The sequence below is a fragment of the Mycolicibacter algericus DSM 45454 genome (genome assembly GCF_002086455.1).
GTDB classification, from domain to species: Bacteria; Actinomycetota; Actinomycetes; order Mycobacteriales; family Mycobacteriaceae; genus Mycobacterium; species Mycobacterium algericum.
The window spans coordinates 148,089-168,164 of record NZ_MVHC01000006.1 but is presented as its reverse complement, the minus strand read 5'-3'; the positions used below and the strand labels follow the sequence as shown (position 1 = coordinate 168,164).

The window sequence follows — 20,076 nt, the reverse complement described above, 5'->3', positions numbered from 1 at the left end:
AACGCGGCAACACGCCGCGACCAAAGGTTAACGCGCGGTCACCCCTGCCGCTTCGCCTCGCGTAAGCCGTTGCTACACCATGGACGACAAGGTGGCATCGTCGCCTACGACGGCTAAACCATCTCGGGTGCGTTCAGATGCGCGATCGCCAGATCGAACTCGGCAACCTCCAGCACATCGGCGCCGACATCGTTGATGGCCCGGGCCCAGATCGCCTGCTCGCCGGCACGGCTGGCCACCATCGCCGCACGGTCCTCGAAGCTGATCGACGACACCGCGCGCCCCGACGAGCGGTCCACCAGCAGGGTGGTGCTGCAGAACCCGTGCAGGTCGGCCATTTGCGGGATCAGCGCCAGCTTGTAGGTGTCGATCAACCGCTCGCAGCTGGCCGGGTCGGTCCGCAGCCACGTGACCCGCACGCCGGCGTGGCGCCGTGACCGGTGATCGCGGCGTACCGCGGCGATCTCCCAGCGGGTGATCTCGGCGGTGGCGTGGAAGATCTCGGTGGCGCGGTCGCAGAGCTGCTGGGCACCGGCCTCGCTGGCTCGCAGCGTGTCCTCATCGAGCCAGGACGAGGTCACGATGCACCGGCCGGCGTCGCGGTCGACGAGCATCGACATCCCCGCGCAGCCGTCCATGTCGGCCAGGGTCGGCATCACCACGCCGCGGACGTGGGTGATGCCCTCGTCGAGGAAGGACGGATGGGCGTGGATGGTGGTTGCGCGCGCGAACATATCGGCCTCCGAGTAGATCGGGGCGACGCCCCGGCGGCGCCGCCGGTCCCTTCCACCATGCTCCGGCGACGGCGCGAGGACAACCCCTATTCGGGCCCTATTCGGCGGGTTCTTGAACGGGGCCGGACTGGCGGCGATGCTGCGCCTCGAGTTCGGCGATGTGCGCGCCGATGCGTCCCCGCAGCGCGAGGGTGCCGACGACACCGCCCAGCACCGCTACCGACAGCGCGACCCAGGAGAACCGGGACAACCAGTGCTCGGCGGCCATCCCGGCGTAGTAAACGAGGGCGGTGGTGCCGCCGGCCCAGCAGATCGCGCCGGTCACATTGGCGACGAGAAAGTGCGAATAGCGCATCTTCAACGCTCCGGCCAGCGGACCGGCCAAGATGCGCAGCAGCGCGACGAACCGGCCGAAGAACACCGCGCTGGTTCCCCAACGGGCAAACAGATGTTCCGCGTAGGCGATGTGACCGGGGCCGAAGTGGTTCGGAAACCGCCGACCCAGCCGGTCGAAGAGTGGCATGCCGAAGCGCCGACCGATCGAATATCCGATCGAGTCGCCGATCACCGCGCCGGTGATCGCCGCCGCCGCGACCCCGACGGGGTCGACCGCCAACTCGTGGCGTGAAGACAACAACGCGGCGCCGACCAACATGACTTCACCCGGCAACGGGATGCCCAGGCTCTCGAGGCCGATCACCCCGCCGACAAGCAGGTAAACCAGCAAGGGCGGGATCGACTGCAGCAGGGCGTCCACCGACATGCGGCAAGCATGCCTGACGCTGCTGTGATGCGCCCCCCGAGACCGTCATCGGCCGAATAGGAGTCAGCTAGTAGCGTAATCCACCGCGCAGGCCGGTGGTCGATCGAGGAGCGGCAATGGAATTCAATCTCGCCCAGGTTTTCTCGGCGGTGGCGGCGGCGATCCCCGATCGCGATTGCGTGGTGTTCGGCGATCGGCGGCTGACCTACGCCCAGATCGAAGACCGTGCGCGCCGGCTGGCGCGGGCACTGCACGAGCGTGGCCTGGGGGTGCGCCGCGAGCGCCCGGAACTAACCGCCCACGAATCCGGGCAGAGTCATCTCGCGCTGTACCTGGCCAACGGCAACGAATACCTGGAGGGCATGCTCGGGGCCTACAACGCCCGGGTCGCCCCGTTCAACGTCAACTACCGCTATGTGGCCGACGAACTGGTCTACCTGCTGACCGATGCCGCCGCCGAGGCGGTCATGTACCACGCCCGGTACGCCCCGACGCTGGCCGACGCAGTGGGGCGGGCCGGCGACCGGCTGCCGCCGCTGACGCTGATCCATGTCGACGACGACTCCGGCAACGAGCCGCTGCCCGGCGCGGTGCGCTACGAGGAGCTGCTGGCCGCCACCTCCGCCGACCCGTTGGAGCTGACGCCGCAGCCGGATGACCTGTATCTGCTCTACACCGGCGGCACCACCGGCATGCCCAAGGGCGTGTTGTGGCGCCAGCACGACATCTTCATCAACGCGATGGGCGGCCGGGAGTTCGGCACCGGTGCCGTGCCCACCAGCCTGGCCGAGGTCGTCGATCGGACCCGCGCCGGAGGCCCTGGTTCGATGACGGTGGCGCCGCTGATGCACGGCGCCGCGCAGTGGGCGGCGTTCATCACGCTGCTGGGCGGCCGGCCGTTCGTCATGTCGGCGACCACCGACCGGTTCGACCCGGTGGCGACCTGGGAGTTGGCGGCCGACGAGCGGGTCATTTCGCTGTCGATCGTCGGGGACGCCTTCGCGCGCCCGCTTGCCGACGCGCTGGAGGCCGGTGGCTCCGAGCTGGCAGACGCGCTGTCGGGACTGTTCGTGCTGGCCAGCGGCGGCGCGCCGCTGACCGTCCCGATCAAGCAACGGATCTTGGAACTGCTGCCGCAATTGTCGATCCTGGATGCCGGCGGCTCCTCGGAGACCGGTGCGCAGATGGGCCAGACCACCAGCCGCGGGCAGGCGTCCACCGGTCGGTTCACCCCGAACCCGGGCGCCGTCGTGGTCAGCGGGGACCTCACCCGCATCCTGGCGCCCGGCGACGACGAGATCGGCTGGCTGGCGCAGCAGGGATATGTGCCGCTGGGCTACCTGGGCGACCCGGAGAAGAGCGCGCGCACCTTCCCGGTCATCGAGGGCATCCGCCATTCGGTCCCCGGTGACCGGGCACGCTGGCATGCCGACGGCGGCATCGAGCTGCTCGGCCGTGACTCGGTGACGATCAACTCCGGCGGCGAGAAGATCTTCGCCGAGGAGGTTGAAGCCGCCGTGTCCCGGCACCCCGCCGTCTACGACGTCGTGGTGGTGGGGCGGCCCAGTCAACGGTGGGGCCACGAGGTCGTCGCCGTGGTGCAGCTGGCGGCGGGAGCCGATGCCGAGGCCGGCGACATCGTCGCCGAGGCGGCCCGCCACATCGCCCGCTACAAGCTGCCCAAGGACGTGGTGTTCTGCGAGCGGGTGCAGCGCTCGCCGTCCGGCAAGGCCGACTACCGCTGGGCCAAGGCGCAGGCCATCGGGGTCGATGCCTAATTGAACCGGGGCTTGCGCTTCTCCTGGATGGCGGCCAGCCCCTCGTGCACATCCGGGCCGGAGAAGCCGAGGAACTCCAGCCCCAGCGCGGTCTCGAAGGCCGGCGCGAACTGGCGGTACCAGTAGTTGAGGCTGTGCTTGGTGAAGCGCAGCGCGTCCTGGGCGCCGTGCGCCAGATCGTCGGCGATACCGGTCGCGGTGGCCAGCACCTCGTCGTCGTCGACGCACTTGGAGACCAGCCCGATGCGTTCGGCTTCCTCGCCGTGCAGCGTCTCGCAGGTCAACAGGTAGTACTTGGCCTTGGCCATGCCGACCAGCAGCGGCCAGCAGATCGCGGCGTGATCGCCGGCGGCCACCCCCAGCTTGGTGTGGCCGTCGATCAGCCGGGCGGTGCGCCCGGCCACCGAGATGTCCGACAACAGCGCCACCACCAGCCCGGCGCCGACGGCGGGGCCGTTGATCGCCGAGATCACCGGCTTGGAGAAGTTGACCATGTTCAGCACCAGGTCGCGGGCCTCGCGCAGCACCTGCATCCGCCCGGGGTAGTCGCCGATGGTCTTCTCGATCAGTTCGAAGCTGCCGCCGGCGGAGAATGCCTTGCCCTCGCCGCGGACCAGCACCGCCCGCACCGCGTCGTCGCGGTCGATGACCGGCCACACGTCGGCCAGGTCCTGGTGCATCTGGGGGCCCACCGAATTGAGCCCCGGCGCGTCCAGCACCAGCTGCAGCACACCGTTGTCGCCGGTTTCGAGTCGAAGGGTGGGGAAGTCGCGGTACCGGTCAGCCATCAGTCGTTTCTACCCGAGCCTGACCGCTGTGGTCCAGCAATGGCCTGTCAGCCCGCTGCCATCAGGTTCAAGAACTGACGCTTCAGGTGAATCGTCAAGTAGCGCAATCCATCCGGGCCGGCGACGAACTGGCGACGGGAGCGCTTGGGCATCCACAACAAGGCGCCGGAGGTCAGCTCGATCGTGCCGTCCCGTCGCCGCTGGTCGTGGTGTCGGTCAGAATCCAGGGCACCGCGGTCGAGGAGAGCCGGGAGATTCTGGTCCGCCACAGCGCGCCCCGCCCGGCGCCCTTCTTCAGGTACTCCCAGCCGTAGCTGCCGGGGTGTTCGCGTTCCACCTCGAGGCGCAACGGCTCCGGCTCGTGGTCGTTGAGCAGCACAAACGACTCGCCGGCCGCCAGCTCGGCGAAGGCCGCGAAGATGGTCTTGTGCTTCTCGGATCTGGGCAGCACCCGGGCGTCGAGTTCGGCCTCCGACATTTGGGTCTCCCTTCTAGTTTCTACAAAATCCCTTGTGTAAACTCACGCCCATGGCATATGTGATCGGGAAGCCGTGCGTTGACGTGATGGACCGGGCCTGCGTGGAGGAGTGCCCCGTCGACTGCATCTACGAAGGCGGGCGAGCCCTCTACATCCATCCTGACGAATGTGTGGATTGTGGTGCCTGCGAACCGGTTTGCCCGGTCGAGGCCATCTACTACGAGGATGACCTTCCGGAGGAGTTGCAACCGCACCTGGCCGACAACGCGGAGTTCTTCACCGAGGCGCTGCCCGGCCGCGATGAGGCGCTCGGCTCACCCGGTGGGGCCGCCAAGATCGGACCGCTCGGCATCGACACCCCGCTAGTGGCCAGCTTCCCTCCCCAGGGGGAGTGAGCGACATCGCCAAACCGCCTGGGCCGCCTGGAGGACGTCGCCTCGACGTGCTTCGGCTGGTGCAGGCCGCGGACGAGCCGCTGAGCATCGTCCAGATCGCCGACGAGTTGGGGGTGCATCCCAACACCGTGCGTTTCCATCTGGACACCCTGGTGGAGGAAGGCCGCGTCGAGCACACCGAGCCCGACCACAAGGGCCGGGGCCGTCCGGCGCTGATGTTCCGGGCGATCCGGCAGATGGACCGTGGTGGCACCCGCCGATTCCGGCTGCTGGCAGAGATCCTCACCATCGGCCTGGCCGCCGACTCCGACCCCAGCGGCAAAGCCCTGGCGGCCGGCCGGGCGTGGGGACAGCGGTTGCGGCCGCTGAACCGCCCGGCCGATCCCGTCGGCGCCGACGAGTCGACCGACCAGCTCGTCGACATGCTCGACGAGTTGGGTTTCCAGCCCGAGCAGCTCGAACCCGACGATGCCGGTGAGACGCAGCTCGGGTTGCGGCACTGCCCGTTCCTGGAACTCGCCGAGACCTCCACCGACGTGGTCTGTCCGATCCATCTGGGCCTGATGCAAGGCGCGCTGGAAGCCTGGGACGCACCGGTGACCGTTGATCGTCTCGACTCGTTCGCTCAGCCGGATCTGTGTGTGGCGCACTTGAAGTCGATGGAACTCGATGAGCGCGAGCCGGCCCCGAACGGGGCCCTGGTCGAGCCGTCGCCCGCGGCTCCGGTGCGAGTGGAAGGGCCCACCGGGTGAGCATTGCCGCCGCCGTTGCGATCGCCGCGACATTTCTCTGGCTGGGCATGGTGATGGCGATCTCGTTCATGGAGGCGCCGCTGAAGTTCCGGGCCCCCAACGCGACGATCCCGGTCTGTCTGGGTATCGGCCGGTTGGTCTTTCGGGCCCTTAACTCCGCGGAACTCATCCTGGCGGCCGCCATCGCGGCGTCATTCGTCTCCGAGCGGCCGACCGGTCCCGTCGTGGTGACGTTCGCGGTCGCGGTGACGATGCTGGTCGCTCAGCTGCTGATGGTGCGGCCGGGGCTGAGCCGTCGCGCCGATCAGGTGCTTGCCGGGCTGGATGCGCCCCGCTCCCGCGCGCACTACGCCTACATCGTCCTGGAGTTGATCAAGGTCGCCGCGCTGGTGCCGCTCGGCATCCTGTTGCTGGCCCGCTGAACTGTTTGAACCGAACACCTGTCCACCCGCCTAGCAGTAAGGATTACCGATGGAATCGACTTCGCTGACCACGTTGGCCGACGAGAAGCTGGCCGAAGCCCGGCAGCACCACAGCGGGCGTTCGGCCCACACCGTCTACGGCGGATCGGTGCACCACCTGCGTCAGACCCTGGTGGCACTGCGGGCCGGTGAGGCGCTGGCCGAACACGACAGCCCGGGGGAGTCCACCCTGCAGGTGCTGCGCGGCCGGGTGCGGCTGACCGCCGGTGACGACGCCTGGGAGGGCTCGGCCGGGGAGTTCGTCGTTCTGCCCCGCACCCGCCACGCGCTGGAGGCGCCCGAGGACTCGGTGGTGCTGCTGACCGTCGCCAAGAGCGCCTCGCACTGAGCGTGCCCGCGCCGCAGCTCGGCACACCCTGGTCGCTGGGGGCGGGGCTGCGGGTGCCCATCGTCAACGCGCCTATGGGAGGTGTGGCCGGTGGACGGCTGGCCGCTGCGGTCACCGCCGCCGGCGGGCTGGGCATGATCGGGATGGGCAGCACCGCCACCGCGGCGTCACTGGCCACCGAGCTGGACCTGGCCGGGCAGGCGAGGTTCGGAATCGGCTTGGTGGACTGGGTGATCCGCGACCAACCGGACCTGTTCGATGCCGCGCTGGCCGCCCGCCCCGCGCTGCTCTCGGTCAGCTTCGGCACCGACCTGCGCTGGGTTGAGCGCGCCCACGCGGCCGGAATCCGCACCGCCACCCAGGTCTACGACGCCGAGACCGCCCGGCGCGCACAAGACGCCGGGCTGGACGTCCTGGTGGCCCGCGGCGCCGAGGGCGGTGGACACGGGGAGACCAGGCTCGCCACGCTGCCGCTGCTCGACGCCGTCCTGGACGCCGTGACGGTGCCGGTGCTGGCCGCCGGAGGGGTCGCCTCGCCGCGCAGCCTGGCCGCGGTGCTGGCCGCCGGAGCCGCCGGCGCCTGGCTGGGAACCTGCCTGTCGGCCTGTCCTGAGGCACTGACCGGCGACGCGGCCCGGCGCGCCTTGATCGCGGCGGCCGGCACCGACACCGTGACCACCCGGGTGTTCGACGTCGGCCAGCGGCTGGCCTGGCCGGCGCAATTCCCGTCCAGGGTGTTGCGCAACGAGTTCGCCGGCCGCTGGACGGGCCGCGAGGCAACGCTGGCCGGTGACGAGCACGCGGTTGCGGAGCTGGCGGCCGGTATCGCCGCCGAAGACCAGCGGATCGCTCCGGTGGACGCCGGCCAGGGCGTGGGACTGCTCAGCGCGAGCCGTCCGGTGGCGGTGGTCGTCGATGAGCTGTCCACCGGGGCACAGCGCCTGCTGGCCCGCTGGGGCTAACCGGGGGCGGGACACCCACCGGCGGTCAGCACCACACAGCACCGAGACGGATCGGGCGCCAGCCGGGCCCGCGGGCAGTACGGCATCAGCGCATCGGCGACGCCGCTGATCAGGGCGAGATTCATGGTGCAGGCCAGTTCTGTCTGGGACTGGGCCAGTCCGTGAAACGGGCAGTTGGCCAAATACACGTCGCCGCCGCCGTCGTCACGCGGCTCGTAGCCATGTTCGGTGAGCACATCGGTGGCCAACTCGAGGGCGGCAGCGGTGTCGGTCGGTGGTCGCTCCGCCGTGGCGGCCTCACCGAGCTCGCGGCCGTAATCGCGGGCCAGTCGGTCGAGCGCCTGGATTGCCGGTGTGCCGGTACGGGCGGATTCGGCGATCGCATCGGCCATCAACCGGCCCGCCAGCTCATATTCCCGCGGCGGCAGGCTCACCGCGATCTCGCTCGGGGAGCGCCGGTAGCGCTTCGATGGGCGGCCGGCGCCGGGACCTGAGCGACCGGTCAACCGGGCATAGTCGCTCACCAGCAGGCCGTCGGCCTCCAGTCGGTCCAGATGGAACTTTGCCTGATGGCGGGCAATCCCGGTAGCAGCGGCAGCATCGTCACGGCTGACCGGGGCGGCTTGGGAGGCGACGAATCGATACAGCTCGCGACGAACCGGATCGGCGAGCGCACCGATCCCGGTCATGTTGCGGTCCAGATTGGCCATCGGCAAGCAGGTCTCTATCGGAGAAAGTTCTTGACGTTAGATTCCAGTGGTTCTAACGTTCAAAATGTTGATATTTAGAAGCGAGGAGGATGTTCATGAGTGCCACCAATCTGGGCTCAGCTGCCCTTTCGGAGCGGTTGAAGGACCCGTTGTTCGAGGCGTATTTTTTGCTGCGAACGCTGTTCACGGTCGCCCCGATCCTGTTCGGTCTGGACAAGTTCTTCAATCTGCTGACGCACGTCCCCGGAGGCGCGGGCCCGAGCCACTGGGACAAGTACCTTGCCGGCTGGATCAATGACATCCTGCCAGGCAACGGCGACCAAGCCATGTATCTGATCGGCGTCATCGAGATAGTCGCCGGGGTCCTGGTCGCGGTCGTGCCGCGGATCGGCGCCTGGGTGGTGGCGGCGTGGCTCGCCGGCATCATCGTCGACCTGCTCACCTTGTCCGGCTACTACGACGTCGCGCTGCGGGACTTCGGTCTCCTGGTCGCCGCGGTGGTGCTGGCACGGCTGGCCCCGGCCGTGCATGTCCGTCGTGTGACCTGACGCCGCCACAGTCCAGCTCGCGGCCGCGCCACGGCCAACCGGAACCGCGGCGCGGTCGCTTCATGCCGGGACGTCAGATCGCCCGCAGGTAACGCCTGGCGATGACGCGCTGCGCCGCCGAAGCCACCGGTCCGGCCGCCCTGATCCACCACGTGGCAGGCCGGGAGAACGCCCGCACCTGTGCGTGGACCGTGTCGTCGGCGGGGTCGTAGCGCACCGAGAACAACTCCTCACCGGATTCGGGGTGTCCCGGCAGGGTGCCGTAGGCGAAGCCACGGCGATCGGGCTCGGACACCACGTAGACCACCCGACACGGTGCGCTCAGCAAACCCATCCGCACCACCACTGTCGCGCCCACCGTGGCGACGTCGCTGTCCGTCCGCACCCCCAGACCGGCGCCGCGCTGCATTCCCCAGTGCAGCACCGCCTCGGCCGCCTGTTCGAACCGCTGCCGGCCGCGGCCGATCGGGGCGGCGTGTTCCAGATGCTGATACCCCGCGGGCAGCGCCCCGGCGGTGGCGCCCACCTCGGCGTAGGTCAGCGGTAGGTCGCGCAGTCTGCTCAAGTCCACCGCACCAACCCTGCCATCGCGGGCGTGGCGTACACCCGGTAATCACCTGAACGTTAAATAGACGCGTGACAGCCACACATGCCGGCGGCGGTTTCAACCCGCCCGAACCGACCCAGAAGGGCGGGCCGGACTACGGCCGGTTCCTCGAGACGATGCGTGCGCTGCAGGACCACGCCCGAGCCGCCGACGCCCCGGATGAGGTGTTCAGCCGCGCCGCCGACGCGCTGCAGGACGTCTGCGACCTGTTGGCGCCGTTCGACGGCGACGAATGGTCCTCGCCGTCGGGGCGCCGGTTGGATCTGCCGATGCGCGGCAACCTGCTGGCGGTGCCGATGAAGCTCAGCAGGACCGAGGACGGCCGGCTGCGCGGCTGGGCCCGATTCCGGCGCTTCCACCTGGGGCGCAACGGCGCCGCGCACGGCGGTGCCATCGGCCTGCTGTTCGACTCGGTACTGGGAACCGCGTCGTGGCTGCTGACCGGCGGGCCCTACCAGCGCACCGCCTATCTGCATGTCAACTACCGCAACATCGTCCCGATCGACAAGGAGTTGCAGGTCGAGGCATGGATCAGCCGGACGGAGGGCCGCAAGATCTTCGTCGGGACCTCGCTGCGCGACGGCGATACCGTGCTGGCCGACGGCGAGGCGCTGTTCGTGGTACTCAGGCCAGGCCAGCCGTGAGCCCGGCGTACTCCCGAGCGGTCGGTCACGACAGCCCCGATAGCATGGTCGCGGACGTTCGACCACCTCGCATCCCCTTGGAGACCACCCCATGAGCGCGCCCGCACCGATCCGGGTTCCTGCCGGCACCACCGCCGCCGATGCGGTGCGCGCGGCGGGCCTGCCCAGCCGGGGGGCGCCCGATGCGATCGTGGTGGTGCGCGACGCCGACGGCAAGCTACGCGACCTGAGCTGGATTCCCGACACCGACGCCGAGGCGACCCCGGTGGCGGCCGACACCGAGGACGGCCGCAGCGTCATCCGGCACTCCTGCGCGCATGTGCTGGCCCAGGCCGTGCAGGACTTGTTCCCGGCCGCCAAGCTCGGCATCGGCCCGCCCATCACCGACGGCTTCTACTACGACTTCGACGTGCCCGAAGCCTTCACCCCGGAGGACTTGGAGAAGCTCGAGAAGCGGATGCGGGCGATCATCAAAGACGGTCAGCTGTTCGCCCGGCGGGTCTACGAGTCCAAAGAGGCCGCCCGCGCCGAGTTGGCCGGCGAGCCCTACAAGCTCGAGCTGGTCGACGACAAATCCGGCGACAGCGACATCATGGAAGTGGGTGGCGATGAACTCACTGCCTACGACAACCTGAATCCCCGTACCCGGGAACGGGTTTGGGGTGACCTGTGCCGCGGCCCGCACATCCCGACCACGCGCTTCATCCCCGCGTTCAAACTCACCCGCTCCTCGGCCGCCTACTGGCGCGGCGATCAGAACAACGCCAGCCTGCAGCGCGTCTACGGCACCGCGTGGGAGTCGCGGGAGGCCTTGGAGCGTCACCTCGAGCTGATCGAGGAGGCCCAGCGACGCGATCACCGCAAGCTGGGCGTCGAGCTGGACCTGTTCAGTTTCCCCGACGAAATCGGTTCGGGCCTACCGGTTTTCCACCCCAGGGGCGGGATCATCCGCCGTGAGCTGGAGGACTACTCGCGGCGCAAGCACATCGAGGCCGGCTACCAGTTCGTCAACACCCCGCACATCACCAAGTCGGCGCTGTACGAGACCTCCGGTCATTTGCAGTGGTACTCCGAGGGCATGTACCCGCCGATGCACATCGACGCGGAGTTCGCCGAGGACGGCACCGTGCGCAAGCCCGGCCAGGACTACTACCTCAAGCCGATGAACTGCCCGATGCACCACCTGATCTTCCGGTCACGGGGGCGCTCCTACCGGGAACTTCCGTTGCGGCTCTTCGAGTTCGGCAGCGTCTACCGCTACGAACGTTCCGGTGTGGTGCACGGGCTGACCCGGGTGCGCGGCATGACCCAGGACGACGCACACATCTACTGCACCCGCGAAAGCATGCGCGAGGAGTTGGCCTCGCTGCTGCGCTTCGTGCTGGACCTGCTCGCCGACTACGGCCTGGACGACTACTACCTGGAGCTGTCCACCAAGGACCCGGAGAAGCACGTCGGCTCCGACGAGGTGTGGGAGGAGGCGACCGAGACGCTGCGCGAGGTCGCCGAGGCGTCCGGACTGACGCTGGTGCCCGACCCGGGCGGCGCGGCGTTCTACGGGCCGAAGATCTCGGTGCAGGTCAAAGACGCCCTCGGTCGCAGCTGGCAGATGTCGACCATTCAGCTCGACTTCAACATGCCCGACCGGTTCGAGTTGGAGTACACCGCGGCCGACGGCACCCGGCAGCGTCCGGTGCTGATCCACCGGGCGCTGTTCGGCTCGATCGAGCGGTTCTTCGGTGTGCTGACCGAGCACTATGCCGGAGCCTTCCCGGCCTGGCTGGCGCCGGTGCAGGTGGTCGGCATCCCGGTGGCCGACCAGCACGTGGAATACCTGGATGAGATCGCCGCACAGCTGCGCAGCCACGGGATACGGGTCGAGGTCGACGCCAGCGACGACCGGATGCCCAAGAAGATCGTCAACCACACCAACACGCACGTGCCGTTCATGCTGCTGGCCGGCGACCGCGACGTCGAGGCCGGGGCGGTCAGCTTCCGGTTCGGCGACCGCACCCAGATCAACGGCGTGCCCCGCGATGACGCGGTCGCGGCGATCGCCGGCTGGATCGCCGCCCGGGACAACACCGCACCGACCGCGGAGACGGTCAAGCCGGGCTTGAAGGCGGGCGAAGCGACATGACCGGCGACCAGGGCGGTGACAACGGAATCGTCGACACCGGCGCCGGTGATCCCGACCGGTTGGAGCGACTGTGGACGCCCTACCGGATGACCTATCTGGCCGAGGCGCCCCTCAAGCGCACCGAAGCTGGCTCGGCACGGTCCACCAGGCCGTTCACCGACATCCCGAATATGTCCGATGAGGACGGACTGGTGGTGGCGCGCGGCGAGAACGTCTATGCGGTGCTCAACCTCTACCCGTACAACCCGGGTCATCTGATGGTGGTGCCCTACCGGCGGTTCTCGGAGTTCGAAGACCTCACCGAACCCGAGGGCGCCGAGCTGATGACGTTCATCCAGAAGGCCATCCGGGTGATCAAGGCGGTGTCGCGGCCGCACGGGTTCAACGTCGGCCTGAACCTGGGCGAGTCGGCCGGTGGCTCGCTGGCCGAGCATCTGCACGTGCACGTGGTGCCCCGCTGGGGCGGCGACGCGAACTTCATCACCATCGTCGGCGGCTCCAAAGTGATCCCGCAGTTGCTGCGTGACACTCGCCGGCTGCTCGCCGACGAGTGGGCGCAACAGCCATGAGCAGGCTGCCGTTCCTGTCGCGGGCCAGGTTCGCGCGCGTCACCACGCCGGTGGCACGGGCCTTCCTGCGGGCCGGGCTCACCGCCGACGTCGTCACGATCATGGGAACCGCCGGTGCCGTGCTGGCCGCACTGACACTGTTCCCGACCGGCCAATTGTTCGCCGGCACGCTGGTGGTCTGGTTCTTCGTGCATTTCGACATGCTCGACGGCGCGATGGCCCGGCTGCGCGGCGGCGGCAGTGCGTTCGGCGCGGTTCTGGACGCCACCTGCGACCGGATCAGTGACGGTGCGGTGTTCTGCGGGCTGGCGTGGTGGGCGGCGTTCGGTCTCGACAGCGCCCCGCTGGTGGTCGCCACGTTGATCTGCCTGGTGACCTCGCAGGTGATCTCCTACATCAAGGCGCGTGCCGAAGCCAGCGGGCTGCGCGGCGACGGCGGTTACATCGAACGCCCGGAACGGCTGATCATCGTGCTGGTGGGTGCCGGCCTGTCCGATCTGCCGGTGTACCCGCTGCCGTGGGCGCTGCATGTGGCGATGTGGCTGCTGGCGGTGGCCAGCCTGATCACCTGCGCGCAGCGGCTGCACACCGTGCGCACCTCACCGGGCGCGGTGGAGCCCCTGCCGGAAGCCGACGGCGAGGAAACCGCCGGATCGTGACCTTCATCCCGAGCGGTCTGCGAGTGCCCGGCCTGAGCCAACTGGACGCCTGGGCCACCGATGCCGGGTTCGCCGCAGGCTGGATGATGGTGCGCGCGTTGCCGGAATTCGTCGCCCGCAACGCATTCGACGCCGGCGCCTTGTTCGCGGCCCGCGGCGGGGGACCCGAGCAGCTGCGCAAGAACCTGGCCCGGGTGCTGGGGGTGGCGCCGGCCGAGGTGCCGTCGGGGCTGATGCGGGCTTCGCTGGCGTCCTACGCCCGGTATTGGCGCGAGGCGTTTCGGCTGCCCACCATGGACCACGCCGAGCTGGCCCGCCGGCTGCACGATTCGGTGCAGGGCCAGCAGCACATCGAAGCCGCGTTGCGGGCCGGGCGCGGCGCGGTACTGGCGTTGCCGCATAGCGGCAACTGGGACATGGCCGGGGTCTGGCTCGCCCAGACCCACGGCGGGTTCACCACCGTCGCCGAGCGCCTCAAACCCGAGTCGCTCTACCGGCGCTTCCTCGACTTCCGGGAAAGCCTGGGTTTCGAGGTGCTGCCACTGTCCGGTGGCGAACGCCCGCCGTTCGAGGTACTGGCCGACCGGCTGAGTGCCAATGGGCTGGTCTGCCTGATGGCCGATCGTGACCTGACCCGCAACGGGGTGGCGGTCGAGTTCTTCGGTGAGACGACCCGGATGCCGGCCGGCCCGGCCAAACTCGCTGTTGCAACCGATGCGGCCCTGCTGCCGGCGCACTGCTGGTTCGACGGCGCGGGCTGGGGGATCCGGATTCATCCGCCGCTGGAGTGCGGCAGCGGCGATGTCGGGGTCATCACCCAGGCGCTGGCCGACACCTTTGCCGAGGGCATCGCCGCCTACCCGCAGGATTGGCACATGATGCAGCCGCAGTGGGTGATGGATCTGCCTGAATCGCGACGGGCACACCTGGGGGAGAGCTGATGCGGATCGGCATGGTCTGCCCCTACTCGTTCGACGTGCCGGGCGGGGTGCAGGCTCATGTGCTGCAGTTGGCCGAGGTGCTGCGCGGCCGCGGGCATGAGGTCAGTGTGCTGGCGCCGGCCTCACCACATGTGGAGCTGCCCGACTACGTCGTCTCCGCCGGCAAGGCCGTCGGGATCCCCTACAACGGCTCGGTGGCCCGGCTGCAGTTCAGCCCGGCCGCGCACCGCAAGGTCAAGAAGTGGCTCATGCGGGGCGATTTCGACGTGTTGCACCTGCACGAGCCGAATGCCCCCAGCCTGTCGATGCTGGCGTTGAACGTCGCCGAGGGCCCGATCGTGGCCACCTTTCACACCTCCACGACCAAGTCGTTGACGTTGAGCGTGGCTCAGGGCCTGCTGCGGCCGATGCACGAGAAGATCATCGGCCGCATCGCGGTCTCGGACCTGGCGCGCCGCTGGCAGATGGAGGCGCTCGGATCCGACGCGGTCGAGATCCCGAACGGGGTCGACGTGGCCGCGTTCGCCACGGCGCAGCCGTTGCCCGGCTATCCCCGCACCGGCCGTACGGTGTTGTTTCTCGGCCGCTACGACGAACCCCGCAAGGGAATGGCGGTGCTACTGGCGGCGCTGCCGGCGCTGGTCGAGACATTCGCCGACGTCGAGCTGCTGATCGTCGGCCGCGGGGACGAGGCCGAATTGCGCAGCAATGCAGGCACATTGGCGAAACATCTGCGGTTCCTAGGCCAAGTCGATGACGCCGAGAAGGCATCGGCGCTGCGTAGCGCCGACGTGTACTGCGCGCCGAACACCGGCGGGGAGAGCTTCGGCATCGTGCTGGCCGAGGCGATGGCCGCCGGCGCGGCGGTGGTGGCCAGCGACCTGGACGCGTTCCGCCGGGTGCTGCGCGACGGACAGGCGGGCCGGCTGGTGCCGGTCGATGACCACGCGGCGCTGGCCGCGGCCCTGATCGAGGTGCTCGACGACGATGCGCTGCGGGCGTCGTATGTGGCGGCGGGCAGCGAGGCGGTACGGCGCTTCGACTGGTCGGTGGTGGCCGACCAGATCATCCGGGTCTACGAGACGGTCGCCGGCGTCGGCCGCAAGGTCTCGGTGGGCGACTGATGGGCCCGACGATCCTGGGCACCGTGCTGGTGCTGGTCGCCGTCGCGCTGCTGGCCGCCACGGTGGGATGGGCCTACCAGACCGCCAGCCGGCTCAACCGGCTGCACGTGCGCTGCGACCTGTCCTGGCAGGCACTGGACGCGGCCCTGGCGCGCCGTGCCGTGGTGGCCCGGGCGGTCGCGTTCGAGGCATACGGCGACACGCTCACCGGGCGGCGGTTGGCCGCCGTGGCCGATGCCGCCGAGCGAGCCTCACGAGACGCCCGTGAGACGGCCGAGAACGCGTTGTCCGCCGAACTGGCGATGGTCGACACCGCGTCGCTGCCGCCGGCGATGATCGCCGAGCTGGCCGACGCCGAAGCGCGGGTGCTGCTGGCGCGCCGGTTCCACAACGACGCGGTCCGCGACACCGTGGCGCTGCGGGAACGCCCGCTGGTTCGGGCGTTGTATCTGCGCGGAACCGCCCCGATGCCAACGTATTTCGAGATCGTCGAACGGGCCGGTATGGTCGCCCACGGCGACCACGGTGTACGGGGCCCGCGCGTCTCGGCGCGGGTGGTGCTGCTCGACGACGCGGGCTCGGTGTTGCTGCTGCGCGGCCGCGACCCAGCCCTGCCCGACGACGCCGAGAACCCCGCACCGCGCTGGTGGTTCACCGTCGGCGGCCAGGTGCTGCCCGATGAGCCGCTGGCCGACGCGGCGGCGCGCGAACTGCACGAGGAGACCGGGCTGAAGGTCGATCCCGCCGAGCTGGTCGGACCGATCTGGCGCCGCGACGCGGCGTTCCAGTTCAACGGCGACCGGATCGACAGTCAGGAGTTCTTCTTCACCTATCGCACCACCCGGTTCGAACCGTCCGGCGCCGGTCACACCGGACTGGAGCAGCGTTACCTGCACGGTCACCGCTGGTGCGATGCGGCCACGATCGCCGAGCTGGCCGCCGGCGGCGAGAAGGTCTACCCGCTGCAACTCGGCGAGCGGCTCGCCGAGGCCGCCCGGCTGGCCGATTCGGCCGATGCCCAACCGGTGCTGCGCCGCATTTCTTGATCGCCCGGACCATGGCTGCCCGGGTCGCGGCGGAATACGCTCTTGCAATGCCAACTCATCGCGCTGTTCACGTGCCATCCGCCGGTGCGCCGCTGAGCCTTGTCGACGTCGACACCGCCGCGCCGGGACCCGATCAGGTCAGGATCGACGTCGCGGCCTGCGGTGTCTGCGGCACCGACCAGGGCATCGTCGGTGGCGGGTTTCCCGGCGTCAGCTGGCCGTTGACCCCCGGGCACGAGATCGCCGGCCGGATCGCCGAGCTCGGCTCGGCCGTGACCGGCTGGGCCGTCGGCGACCGGGTGGCGGTGGGATGGTTCGGCGGTCACTGCAACCATTGCATCCCCTGTCGCAAGGGCCATTTCATCCACTGCGACAACGGGCAGGTGCCGAGCCTGCATTACCCGGGCGGCTACGGCGAATCGGTGACGGTGCCGGCCAACGCGCTGGCCCGGATCCCCGACGGACTGTCCTTCGTCGAGGCGGCGCCGATGGGATGTGCCGGCGTTACCACCTATAACGCGCTGCGCTCCACCCAGGCGCTGCCCGGCGACCGCGTCGCGGTGCTCGGTGTCGGCGGGCTGGGCCACCTGGGCGTGCAGTTCGCCGCCGCAATGGGATTCGAGACGATCGCGGTCGCTCGCGGCGCCGGGAAGGGCGCAGACGCCCGCGCACTGGGCGCCCACCACTACATCGACTCCACGGCAGGCGACGTCGCGGCAGCGCTGCGCGCCCTCGGCGGGGTGTCGGTGGTGCTGGCCACCGCCGCCAATTCGCAGGCGATGGCCGATACGCTGGGCGGCCTGGCGCCGCGCGGGGAACTGGTCATCATCGGTGTCTCCGCCGATCCGCTGCCGATCGCCCCGGTGCAGTTGATCGGGCCGGGGCTGCGGGTGTCCGGTCACCCGTCGGGCACCGCCCGCGACGTCGAGGAGACCATGGCGTTCGCGGTGCTGTCCGGGGTGCGCGCCCGCATCGAGGAGCGGCCGCTGGCCCAGGCGGCCGAGGCCTACGCCGCCATGCAGCAGGGCCGCGCCCGCTACCGCATGGTCTTGACGATGTGATTTTTCTCCGACGAGCAGTCGTGAAAGCTCCTAAAATCCGCCCGAAATGGGGGCTTTCGCGTCTGCTCCGCGGTCAAGCAACGCCCGCGTCGTAGTCCCAGCGGGTGGGTGGTGTCATTCCCGGCGGCATCCACCCGATGAACAGGTGCCCGTCGCGATGCGCGCGGGCGGTCGGCTCGATTCCCAGCAGTTCGCGCACCTCGGCGAGCGGCTTGTCCAGCAGCTCTTCGTAGGGGGCGGCCATCAGGTTGTCGGCGCGTTGCCCCCGACGGACCGCCTCACGGAAATAGCGCAGCTTGCGGCGTGGGGAGGCGGGGATGAGTGGTCCCAGCAAGCCGAGGGTGAGCGCCTTCAGTGCACCGGAGGGCTCCATCTGGCCGCAGTGGAAGCCGAGGTTGCCGAACTCTCCGCCCATGTCCGGACCGTAACCCCCGAGCGTGTGGAACATGTCGTGCAGGGCGGTGCCGCGCCGCATCATGTAGAAGAAATCGTCATCCCAGCCGCGACGCTCGGCGATCGGCCGGATCACGGTGTCCACGTCGAACACGCCGGCATCGAGCCGGTTGGTGCGCAGAAAAGAACGGTAGGCGTGGCCCAGCGATCCCGCGGGCAACGAGGCCAGGTAGTCGTCGTCGCCCAGCAGCGCCAACAGGTCCGGCTTCTCGGCGAACAGCCTCCGGCCGTTGGGATGCGCCCGCAGCTGGTGGTAGCTGCGCGCCAGGATCGGAGCCGCCAGGCCCACGATCAACTCGAAGGCGGAGCCCCCGTTCTTGCCCGGGTTGGCCAGCAGCCGCCACGAGCCGAAGACTGCCGGCCAGTCACGCTGTTCGGGTACACCAGTAAACGCTGCGGCCATGCGACGATCCCTTCACCGGATGCTTCGATAATAGACATTTGAATGGAGATGTCCATATATGTCGACGAAGACGACCCGCGGCCGAGGCAGGCCACCCGGTGGCGGCAATCCTCCCGAGCACGCTCGGGAGTTGCTGCTCGACGCCGCGGAACGGTCGTTTGCGCATCGGGGCTACCGCGCATCGACGATGCAGGTCATTGCGCGGGACGCGGGCTACACCCGCGCGGTGATCTATCGGCATTTCGGCAGCCGAGACCAGTTGTTGGACGCGCTGGTGGTGCGGGTGGCGGTGCGCAAAATGGCCGCCATCGCCGCGCGGCTGGAGACCACGACCGACCCCGGCGACCTGGTGACCGAGTCACTGGTGATCGTGGCCACCGAAGTCGGCCAGGACCCCCTGCTGCGGGTGATCTCCGAGCACACCGACGAGGGCAACGTCGCCGCGATGATCGCCCGGTCGGCAACCCTGAGCGAGGTGCTCGCCGGGCAGTTCGAGATGGGATTTCGCCAGGCCGGCGACAAACTGCGCGCCGGCCTGCGCCCCGGCGACGCCGCCCGTTTCGTGTTGTCGGTGGCGCTCGGGTTGCTGCTGGGTCTGGTTCCCGGCGCCGACGACGCCGAACAGGTCCGCCGGTATGTGCAGGTGTTCGTGCTCCCCGCGCTGGTCGCCGATCCGTCGCCGGCCGGACCGGTGTTCACCGCTTCGGGGTAACGAGCGGGAAAACCGGTGGCGTCGGCCCACTACACTGAGCGGGTATCAGTGGGCAGCAAGGAGAAGCATTCAGTGGACAGCGCGGCGCAGAACGGTTCGGCACCCGGCGGGCAGACGGGTACTGCGCGAGTGAAGCGCGGCATGGCCGAGATGCTCAAGGGTGGCGTCATCATGGACGTCGTCACCCCCGAACAAGCCCGGATCGCCGAGGGGGCCGGCGCCGTCGCGGTGATGGCGCTGGAGCGGGTGCCCGCCGACATCCGCGCTCAGGGCGGGGTGTCGCGAATGAGCGACCCCGACATGATCGAGAGCATCATCGCCGCGGTCACCATCCCGGTGATGGCCAAGGTGCGCATCGGGCACTTCGTCGAAGCGCAGATCCTGCAAAGCCTCGGGGTGGACTACATCGACGAGTCGGAGGTGCTCACTCCGGCCGACTACAGCCACCACATCGACAAGTGGCAGTTCACCGTTCCATTCGTGTGCGGGGCGACCAACCTCGGTGAGGCGCTGCGCCGGATCACCGAGGGCGCGGCCATGATCCGCTCCAAGGGCGAGGCCGGAACCGGCGACGTCTCCAACGCCACCACCCACATGCGTGCCATCGGCGGCGAGATCCGCCGGCTCACTTCGCTGTCCGAGGACGAATTGTTCGTCGCGGCAAAGGAACTGCAGGCGCCTTACGAACTGGTCGCCGAAGTCGCCAAGGCCGGCAAGCTGCCGGTGACGCTGTTCACCGCCGGTGGCATCGCCACCCCGGCCGATGCGGCGATGATGATGCAACTCGGCGCCGAGGGGGTGTTCGTCGGCTCCGGCATCTTCAAGTCCGGTGACCCGGCGGCGCGGGCGGCTGCCATTGTGAAGGCGACCACCTTCTACGACGATCCCGACGTGCTGGCCAGGGTGTCGCGCGGGCTGGGCGAGGCGATGGTCGGCATCAACGTAGAGGACATCGCGCAACCGCACCGGCTTGCCGAACGCGGCTGGTAGACATTCTCC

24 protein-coding genes are annotated in these 20,076 nt (G+C 69.3%); 17 read left to right on the top strand and 7 right to left on the bottom strand.

The features are described from left to right. Window positions 1–113 precede the first annotated feature (113 nt). Window positions 114–734, bottom strand: a complete 621-nt coding sequence (locus tag BST10_RS08680; RefSeq protein WP_083037447.1) for an antibiotic biosynthesis monooxygenase — start codon at window positions 732–734, stop codon at window positions 114–116. A 97-nt stretch (window positions 735–831) separates the two neighbouring features. Beyond that, entirely contained in the window at window positions 832–1,497 is a 666-nt protein-coding gene (locus BST10_RS08675) for a DedA family protein (RefSeq protein WP_083037446.1), read from the bottom strand. A gap of 116 nt (window positions 1,498–1,613) precedes the next feature. Between BST10_RS08675 and BST10_RS08670 the strand changes: the two genes are divergently transcribed. After that, complete coding sequence (locus tag BST10_RS08670) at window positions 1,614–3,275, top strand: acyl-CoA synthetase (protein WP_083037445.1); 1,662 nt, start codon at window positions 1,614–1,616, stop codon at window positions 3,273–3,275. On the opposite strand, the gene BST10_RS08665 is transcribed toward BST10_RS08670, so the two are convergent. Both BST10_RS08665 and BST10_RS08660 read right to left on the bottom strand, forming a co-directional pair. Further along, window positions 3,272–4,063 (bottom strand): enoyl-CoA hydratase/isomerase family protein, encoded by a 792-nt coding sequence (locus BST10_RS08665; RefSeq protein ID WP_083037444.1) that lies wholly within the window; start codon window positions 4,061–4,063, stop codon window positions 3,272–3,274. The two genes, BST10_RS08670 and BST10_RS08665, sit on opposite strands and share 4 nt — an antisense overlap. Window positions 4,064–4,235: 172 nt before the next feature. Continuing rightward, window positions 4,236–4,541, bottom strand: coding sequence for a DUF2249 domain-containing protein (locus tag BST10_RS08660; RefSeq protein WP_235673611.1), 306 nt, complete (start codon window positions 4,539–4,541; stop codon window positions 4,236–4,238). 50 nt (window positions 4,542–4,591) lie between these two features. Between BST10_RS08660 and fdxA the strand changes: the two genes are divergently transcribed. The 5 genes from fdxA (at window position 4,592) to BST10_RS08635 (ending at window position 7,460) form a co-directional block, all read left to right on the top strand. Continuing rightward, complete coding sequence (gene fdxA, locus BST10_RS08655; RefSeq protein WP_041318112.1) at window positions 4,592–4,936, top strand: ferredoxin; 345 nt, start codon at window positions 4,592–4,594, stop codon at window positions 4,934–4,936. Further along, on the top strand, window positions 4,933–5,688 hold the full coding sequence (locus tag BST10_RS08650; protein ID WP_083037443.1) for a helix-turn-helix transcriptional regulator: 756 nt from the start codon (window positions 4,933–4,935) through the stop codon (window positions 5,686–5,688). The genes fdxA and BST10_RS08650 overlap by 4 nt, the downstream gene beginning before the upstream one ends. After that, window positions 5,685–6,110 carry a hypothetical protein gene (locus tag BST10_RS08645; protein WP_083037442.1) on the top strand — a complete coding sequence of 142 codons (426 nt, stop codon included), beginning with the start codon at window positions 5,685–5,687 and terminating at the stop codon, window positions 6,108–6,110. The genes BST10_RS08650 and BST10_RS08645 overlap by 4 nt, the downstream gene beginning before the upstream one ends. A gap of 49 nt (window positions 6,111–6,159) precedes the next feature. Next, complete coding sequence (locus tag BST10_RS08640; RefSeq protein WP_083037441.1) at window positions 6,160–6,498, top strand: cupin domain-containing protein; 339 nt, start codon at window positions 6,160–6,162, stop codon at window positions 6,496–6,498. Between the two features lie 74 nt (window positions 6,499–6,572). Beyond that, entirely contained in the window at window positions 6,573–7,460 is an 888-nt protein-coding gene (locus BST10_RS08635; RefSeq protein ID WP_083037487.1) for an NAD(P)H-dependent flavin oxidoreductase, read from the top strand. Here BST10_RS08635 and BST10_RS08630 read toward each other — a convergent pair. After that, the gene (locus BST10_RS08630; RefSeq protein WP_013829331.1) at window positions 7,457–8,170 is read right to left on the bottom strand and encodes a helix-turn-helix transcriptional regulator; all 714 of its coding nucleotides are present in this window, start codon (window positions 8,168–8,170) and stop codon (window positions 7,457–7,459) included. The genes BST10_RS08635 and BST10_RS08630 overlap by 4 nt on opposite strands. A gap of 95 nt (window positions 8,171–8,265) precedes the next feature. On the opposite strand from BST10_RS08630, the gene BST10_RS08625 reads away from it, so the two are divergent. Then, on the top strand, window positions 8,266–8,718 hold the full coding sequence (locus BST10_RS08625) for an Rv2617c family stress response/phage resistance protein (protein WP_083037486.1): 453 nt from the start codon (window positions 8,266–8,268) through the stop codon (window positions 8,716–8,718). Between the two features lie 73 nt (window positions 8,719–8,791). On the opposite strand, the gene BST10_RS08620 is transcribed toward BST10_RS08625, so the two are convergent. After that, window positions 8,792–9,289 (bottom strand): DUF1990 family protein, encoded by a 498-nt coding sequence (locus BST10_RS08620; protein WP_013829329.1) that lies wholly within the window; start codon window positions 9,287–9,289, stop codon window positions 8,792–8,794. A gap of 65 nt (window positions 9,290–9,354) precedes the next feature. Here BST10_RS08620 and BST10_RS08615 point away from each other — a divergent pair, with 65 nt between their 5' ends. The 8 genes from BST10_RS08615 to BST10_RS08580 all read left to right on the top strand — a co-directional run bounded on the left by BST10_RS08615 (window position 9,355) and on the right by BST10_RS08580 (window position 17,509). Then, window positions 9,355–9,969, top strand: a complete 615-nt coding sequence (locus tag BST10_RS08615; RefSeq protein ID WP_013829328.1) for a PaaI family thioesterase — start codon at window positions 9,355–9,357, stop codon at window positions 9,967–9,969. Window positions 9,970–10,060: 91 nt separating this feature from the next. After that, window positions 10,061–12,109 (top strand): threonine--tRNA ligase, encoded by a 2,049-nt coding sequence (gene thrS, locus BST10_RS08610; protein WP_083037440.1) that lies wholly within the window; start codon window positions 10,061–10,063, stop codon window positions 12,107–12,109. After that, window positions 12,106–12,678 (top strand): ATP adenylyltransferase, encoded by a 573-nt coding sequence (locus BST10_RS08605; RefSeq protein ID WP_083037439.1) that lies wholly within the window; start codon window positions 12,106–12,108, stop codon window positions 12,676–12,678. Before thrS ends, BST10_RS08605 begins: the two co-directional genes overlap by 4 nt. Further along, window positions 12,675–13,337 (top strand): phosphatidylinositol phosphate synthase, encoded by a 663-nt coding sequence (gene pgsA / locus BST10_RS08600; RefSeq protein WP_083037438.1) that lies wholly within the window; start codon window positions 12,675–12,677, stop codon window positions 13,335–13,337. Before BST10_RS08605 ends, pgsA begins: the two co-directional genes overlap by 4 nt. Before the next feature lie 17 nt (window positions 13,338–13,354). Beyond that, window positions 13,355–14,278, top strand: a complete 924-nt coding sequence (locus BST10_RS08595; protein WP_232062721.1) for a phosphatidylinositol mannoside acyltransferase — start codon at window positions 13,355–13,357, stop codon at window positions 14,276–14,278. After that, window positions 14,278–15,402, top strand: a complete 1,125-nt coding sequence (locus tag BST10_RS08590) for a glycosyltransferase family 4 protein (protein WP_083037436.1) — start codon at window positions 14,278–14,280, stop codon at window positions 15,400–15,402. The genes BST10_RS08595 and BST10_RS08590 overlap by 1 nt, the downstream gene beginning before the upstream one ends. Beyond that, on the top strand, window positions 15,402–16,448 hold the full coding sequence (locus BST10_RS08585; RefSeq protein WP_083037435.1) for an NUDIX hydrolase: 1,047 nt from the start codon (window positions 15,402–15,404) through the stop codon (window positions 16,446–16,448). Before BST10_RS08590 ends, BST10_RS08585 begins: the two co-directional genes overlap by 1 nt. 47 nt (window positions 16,449–16,495) lie before the next feature. Further along, window positions 16,496–17,509: an alcohol dehydrogenase catalytic domain-containing protein gene (locus BST10_RS08580; protein ID WP_083037485.1), complete on the top strand. Its 1,014-nt coding sequence runs from the start codon at window positions 16,496–16,498 to the stop codon at window positions 17,507–17,509. A gap of 73 nt (window positions 17,510–17,582) precedes the next feature. On the opposite strand, the gene BST10_RS08575 is transcribed toward BST10_RS08580, so the two are convergent. Then, a complete protein-coding gene (locus BST10_RS08575) occupies window positions 17,583–18,365 on the bottom strand; it encodes a Coq4 family protein (RefSeq protein WP_013829320.1) in 783 nt (260 codons plus the stop codon). 58 nt (window positions 18,366–18,423) lie between these two features. Here BST10_RS08575 and BST10_RS08570 point away from each other — a divergent pair, with 58 nt between their 5' ends. Further along, the gene (locus BST10_RS08570) at window positions 18,424–19,077 is read left to right on the top strand and encodes a TetR/AcrR family transcriptional regulator (RefSeq protein WP_083037434.1); all 654 of its coding nucleotides are present in this window, start codon (window positions 18,424–18,426) and stop codon (window positions 19,075–19,077) included. Window positions 19,078–19,149: 72 nt separating this feature from the next. Continuing rightward, window positions 19,150–20,067, top strand: coding sequence for a pyridoxal 5'-phosphate synthase lyase subunit PdxS (gene pdxS, locus BST10_RS08565; RefSeq protein WP_041319931.1), 918 nt, complete (start codon window positions 19,150–19,152; stop codon window positions 20,065–20,067). Window positions 20,068–20,076 lie beyond the last annotated feature (9 nt).

Excerpts from the sequence above, each read along its gene's own strand:
- BST10_RS08680 (WP_083037447.1), bottom strand. The coding sequence starts at position 734 with ATGTTCGCGCGCGCAACCACCATCCACGCCCATCCGTCCTTCCTCGAC.
- BST10_RS08675 (WP_083037446.1), bottom strand. The coding sequence starts at position 1,497 with ATGTCGGTGGACGCCCTGCTGCAGTCGATCCCGCCCTTGCTGGTTTAC.
- BST10_RS08670 (WP_083037445.1), top strand. The coding sequence starts at position 1,614 with ATGGAATTCAATCTCGCCCAGGTTTTCTCGGCGGTGGCGGCGGCGATC.
- BST10_RS08665 (WP_083037444.1), bottom strand. The coding sequence starts at position 4,063 with ATGGCTGACCGGTACCGCGACTTCCCCACCCTTCGACTCGAAACCGGC.
- BST10_RS08660 (WP_235673611.1), bottom strand. The coding sequence starts at position 4,541 with ATGTCGGAGGCCGAACTCGACGCCCGGGTGCTGCCCAGATCCGAGAAG.
- fdxA (WP_041318112.1), top strand. The coding sequence starts at position 4,592 with ATGGCATATGTGATCGGGAAGCCGTGCGTTGACGTGATGGACCGGGCC.
- BST10_RS08640 (WP_083037441.1), top strand. The coding sequence starts at position 6,160 with ATGGAATCGACTTCGCTGACCACGTTGGCCGACGAGAAGCTGGCCGAA.
- BST10_RS08635 (WP_083037487.1), top strand. The coding sequence starts at position 6,573 with ATGGGAGGTGTGGCCGGTGGACGGCTGGCCGCTGCGGTCACCGCCGCC.
- BST10_RS08630 (WP_013829331.1), bottom strand. The coding sequence starts at position 8,170 with ATGGCCAATCTGGACCGCAACATGACCGGGATCGGTGCGCTCGCCGAT.
- BST10_RS08625 (WP_083037486.1), top strand. The coding sequence starts at position 8,266 with ATGAGTGCCACCAATCTGGGCTCAGCTGCCCTTTCGGAGCGGTTGAAG.
- thrS (WP_083037440.1), top strand. The coding sequence starts at position 10,061 with ATGAGCGCGCCCGCACCGATCCGGGTTCCTGCCGGCACCACCGCCGCC.
- BST10_RS08605 (WP_083037439.1), top strand. The coding sequence starts at position 12,106 with ATGACCGGCGACCAGGGCGGTGACAACGGAATCGTCGACACCGGCGCC.
- pgsA (WP_083037438.1), top strand. The coding sequence starts at position 12,675 with ATGAGCAGGCTGCCGTTCCTGTCGCGGGCCAGGTTCGCGCGCGTCACC.
- BST10_RS08590 (WP_083037436.1), top strand. The coding sequence starts at position 14,278 with ATGCGGATCGGCATGGTCTGCCCCTACTCGTTCGACGTGCCGGGCGGG.
- BST10_RS08585 (WP_083037435.1), top strand. The coding sequence starts at position 15,402 with ATGGGCCCGACGATCCTGGGCACCGTGCTGGTGCTGGTCGCCGTCGCG.
- BST10_RS08580 (WP_083037485.1), top strand. The coding sequence starts at position 16,496 with ATGCCAACTCATCGCGCTGTTCACGTGCCATCCGCCGGTGCGCCGCTG.
- BST10_RS08575 (WP_013829320.1), bottom strand. The coding sequence starts at position 18,365 with ATGGCCGCAGCGTTTACTGGTGTACCCGAACAGCGTGACTGGCCGGCA.
- BST10_RS08570 (WP_083037434.1), top strand. The coding sequence starts at position 18,424 with ATGTCGACGAAGACGACCCGCGGCCGAGGCAGGCCACCCGGTGGCGGC.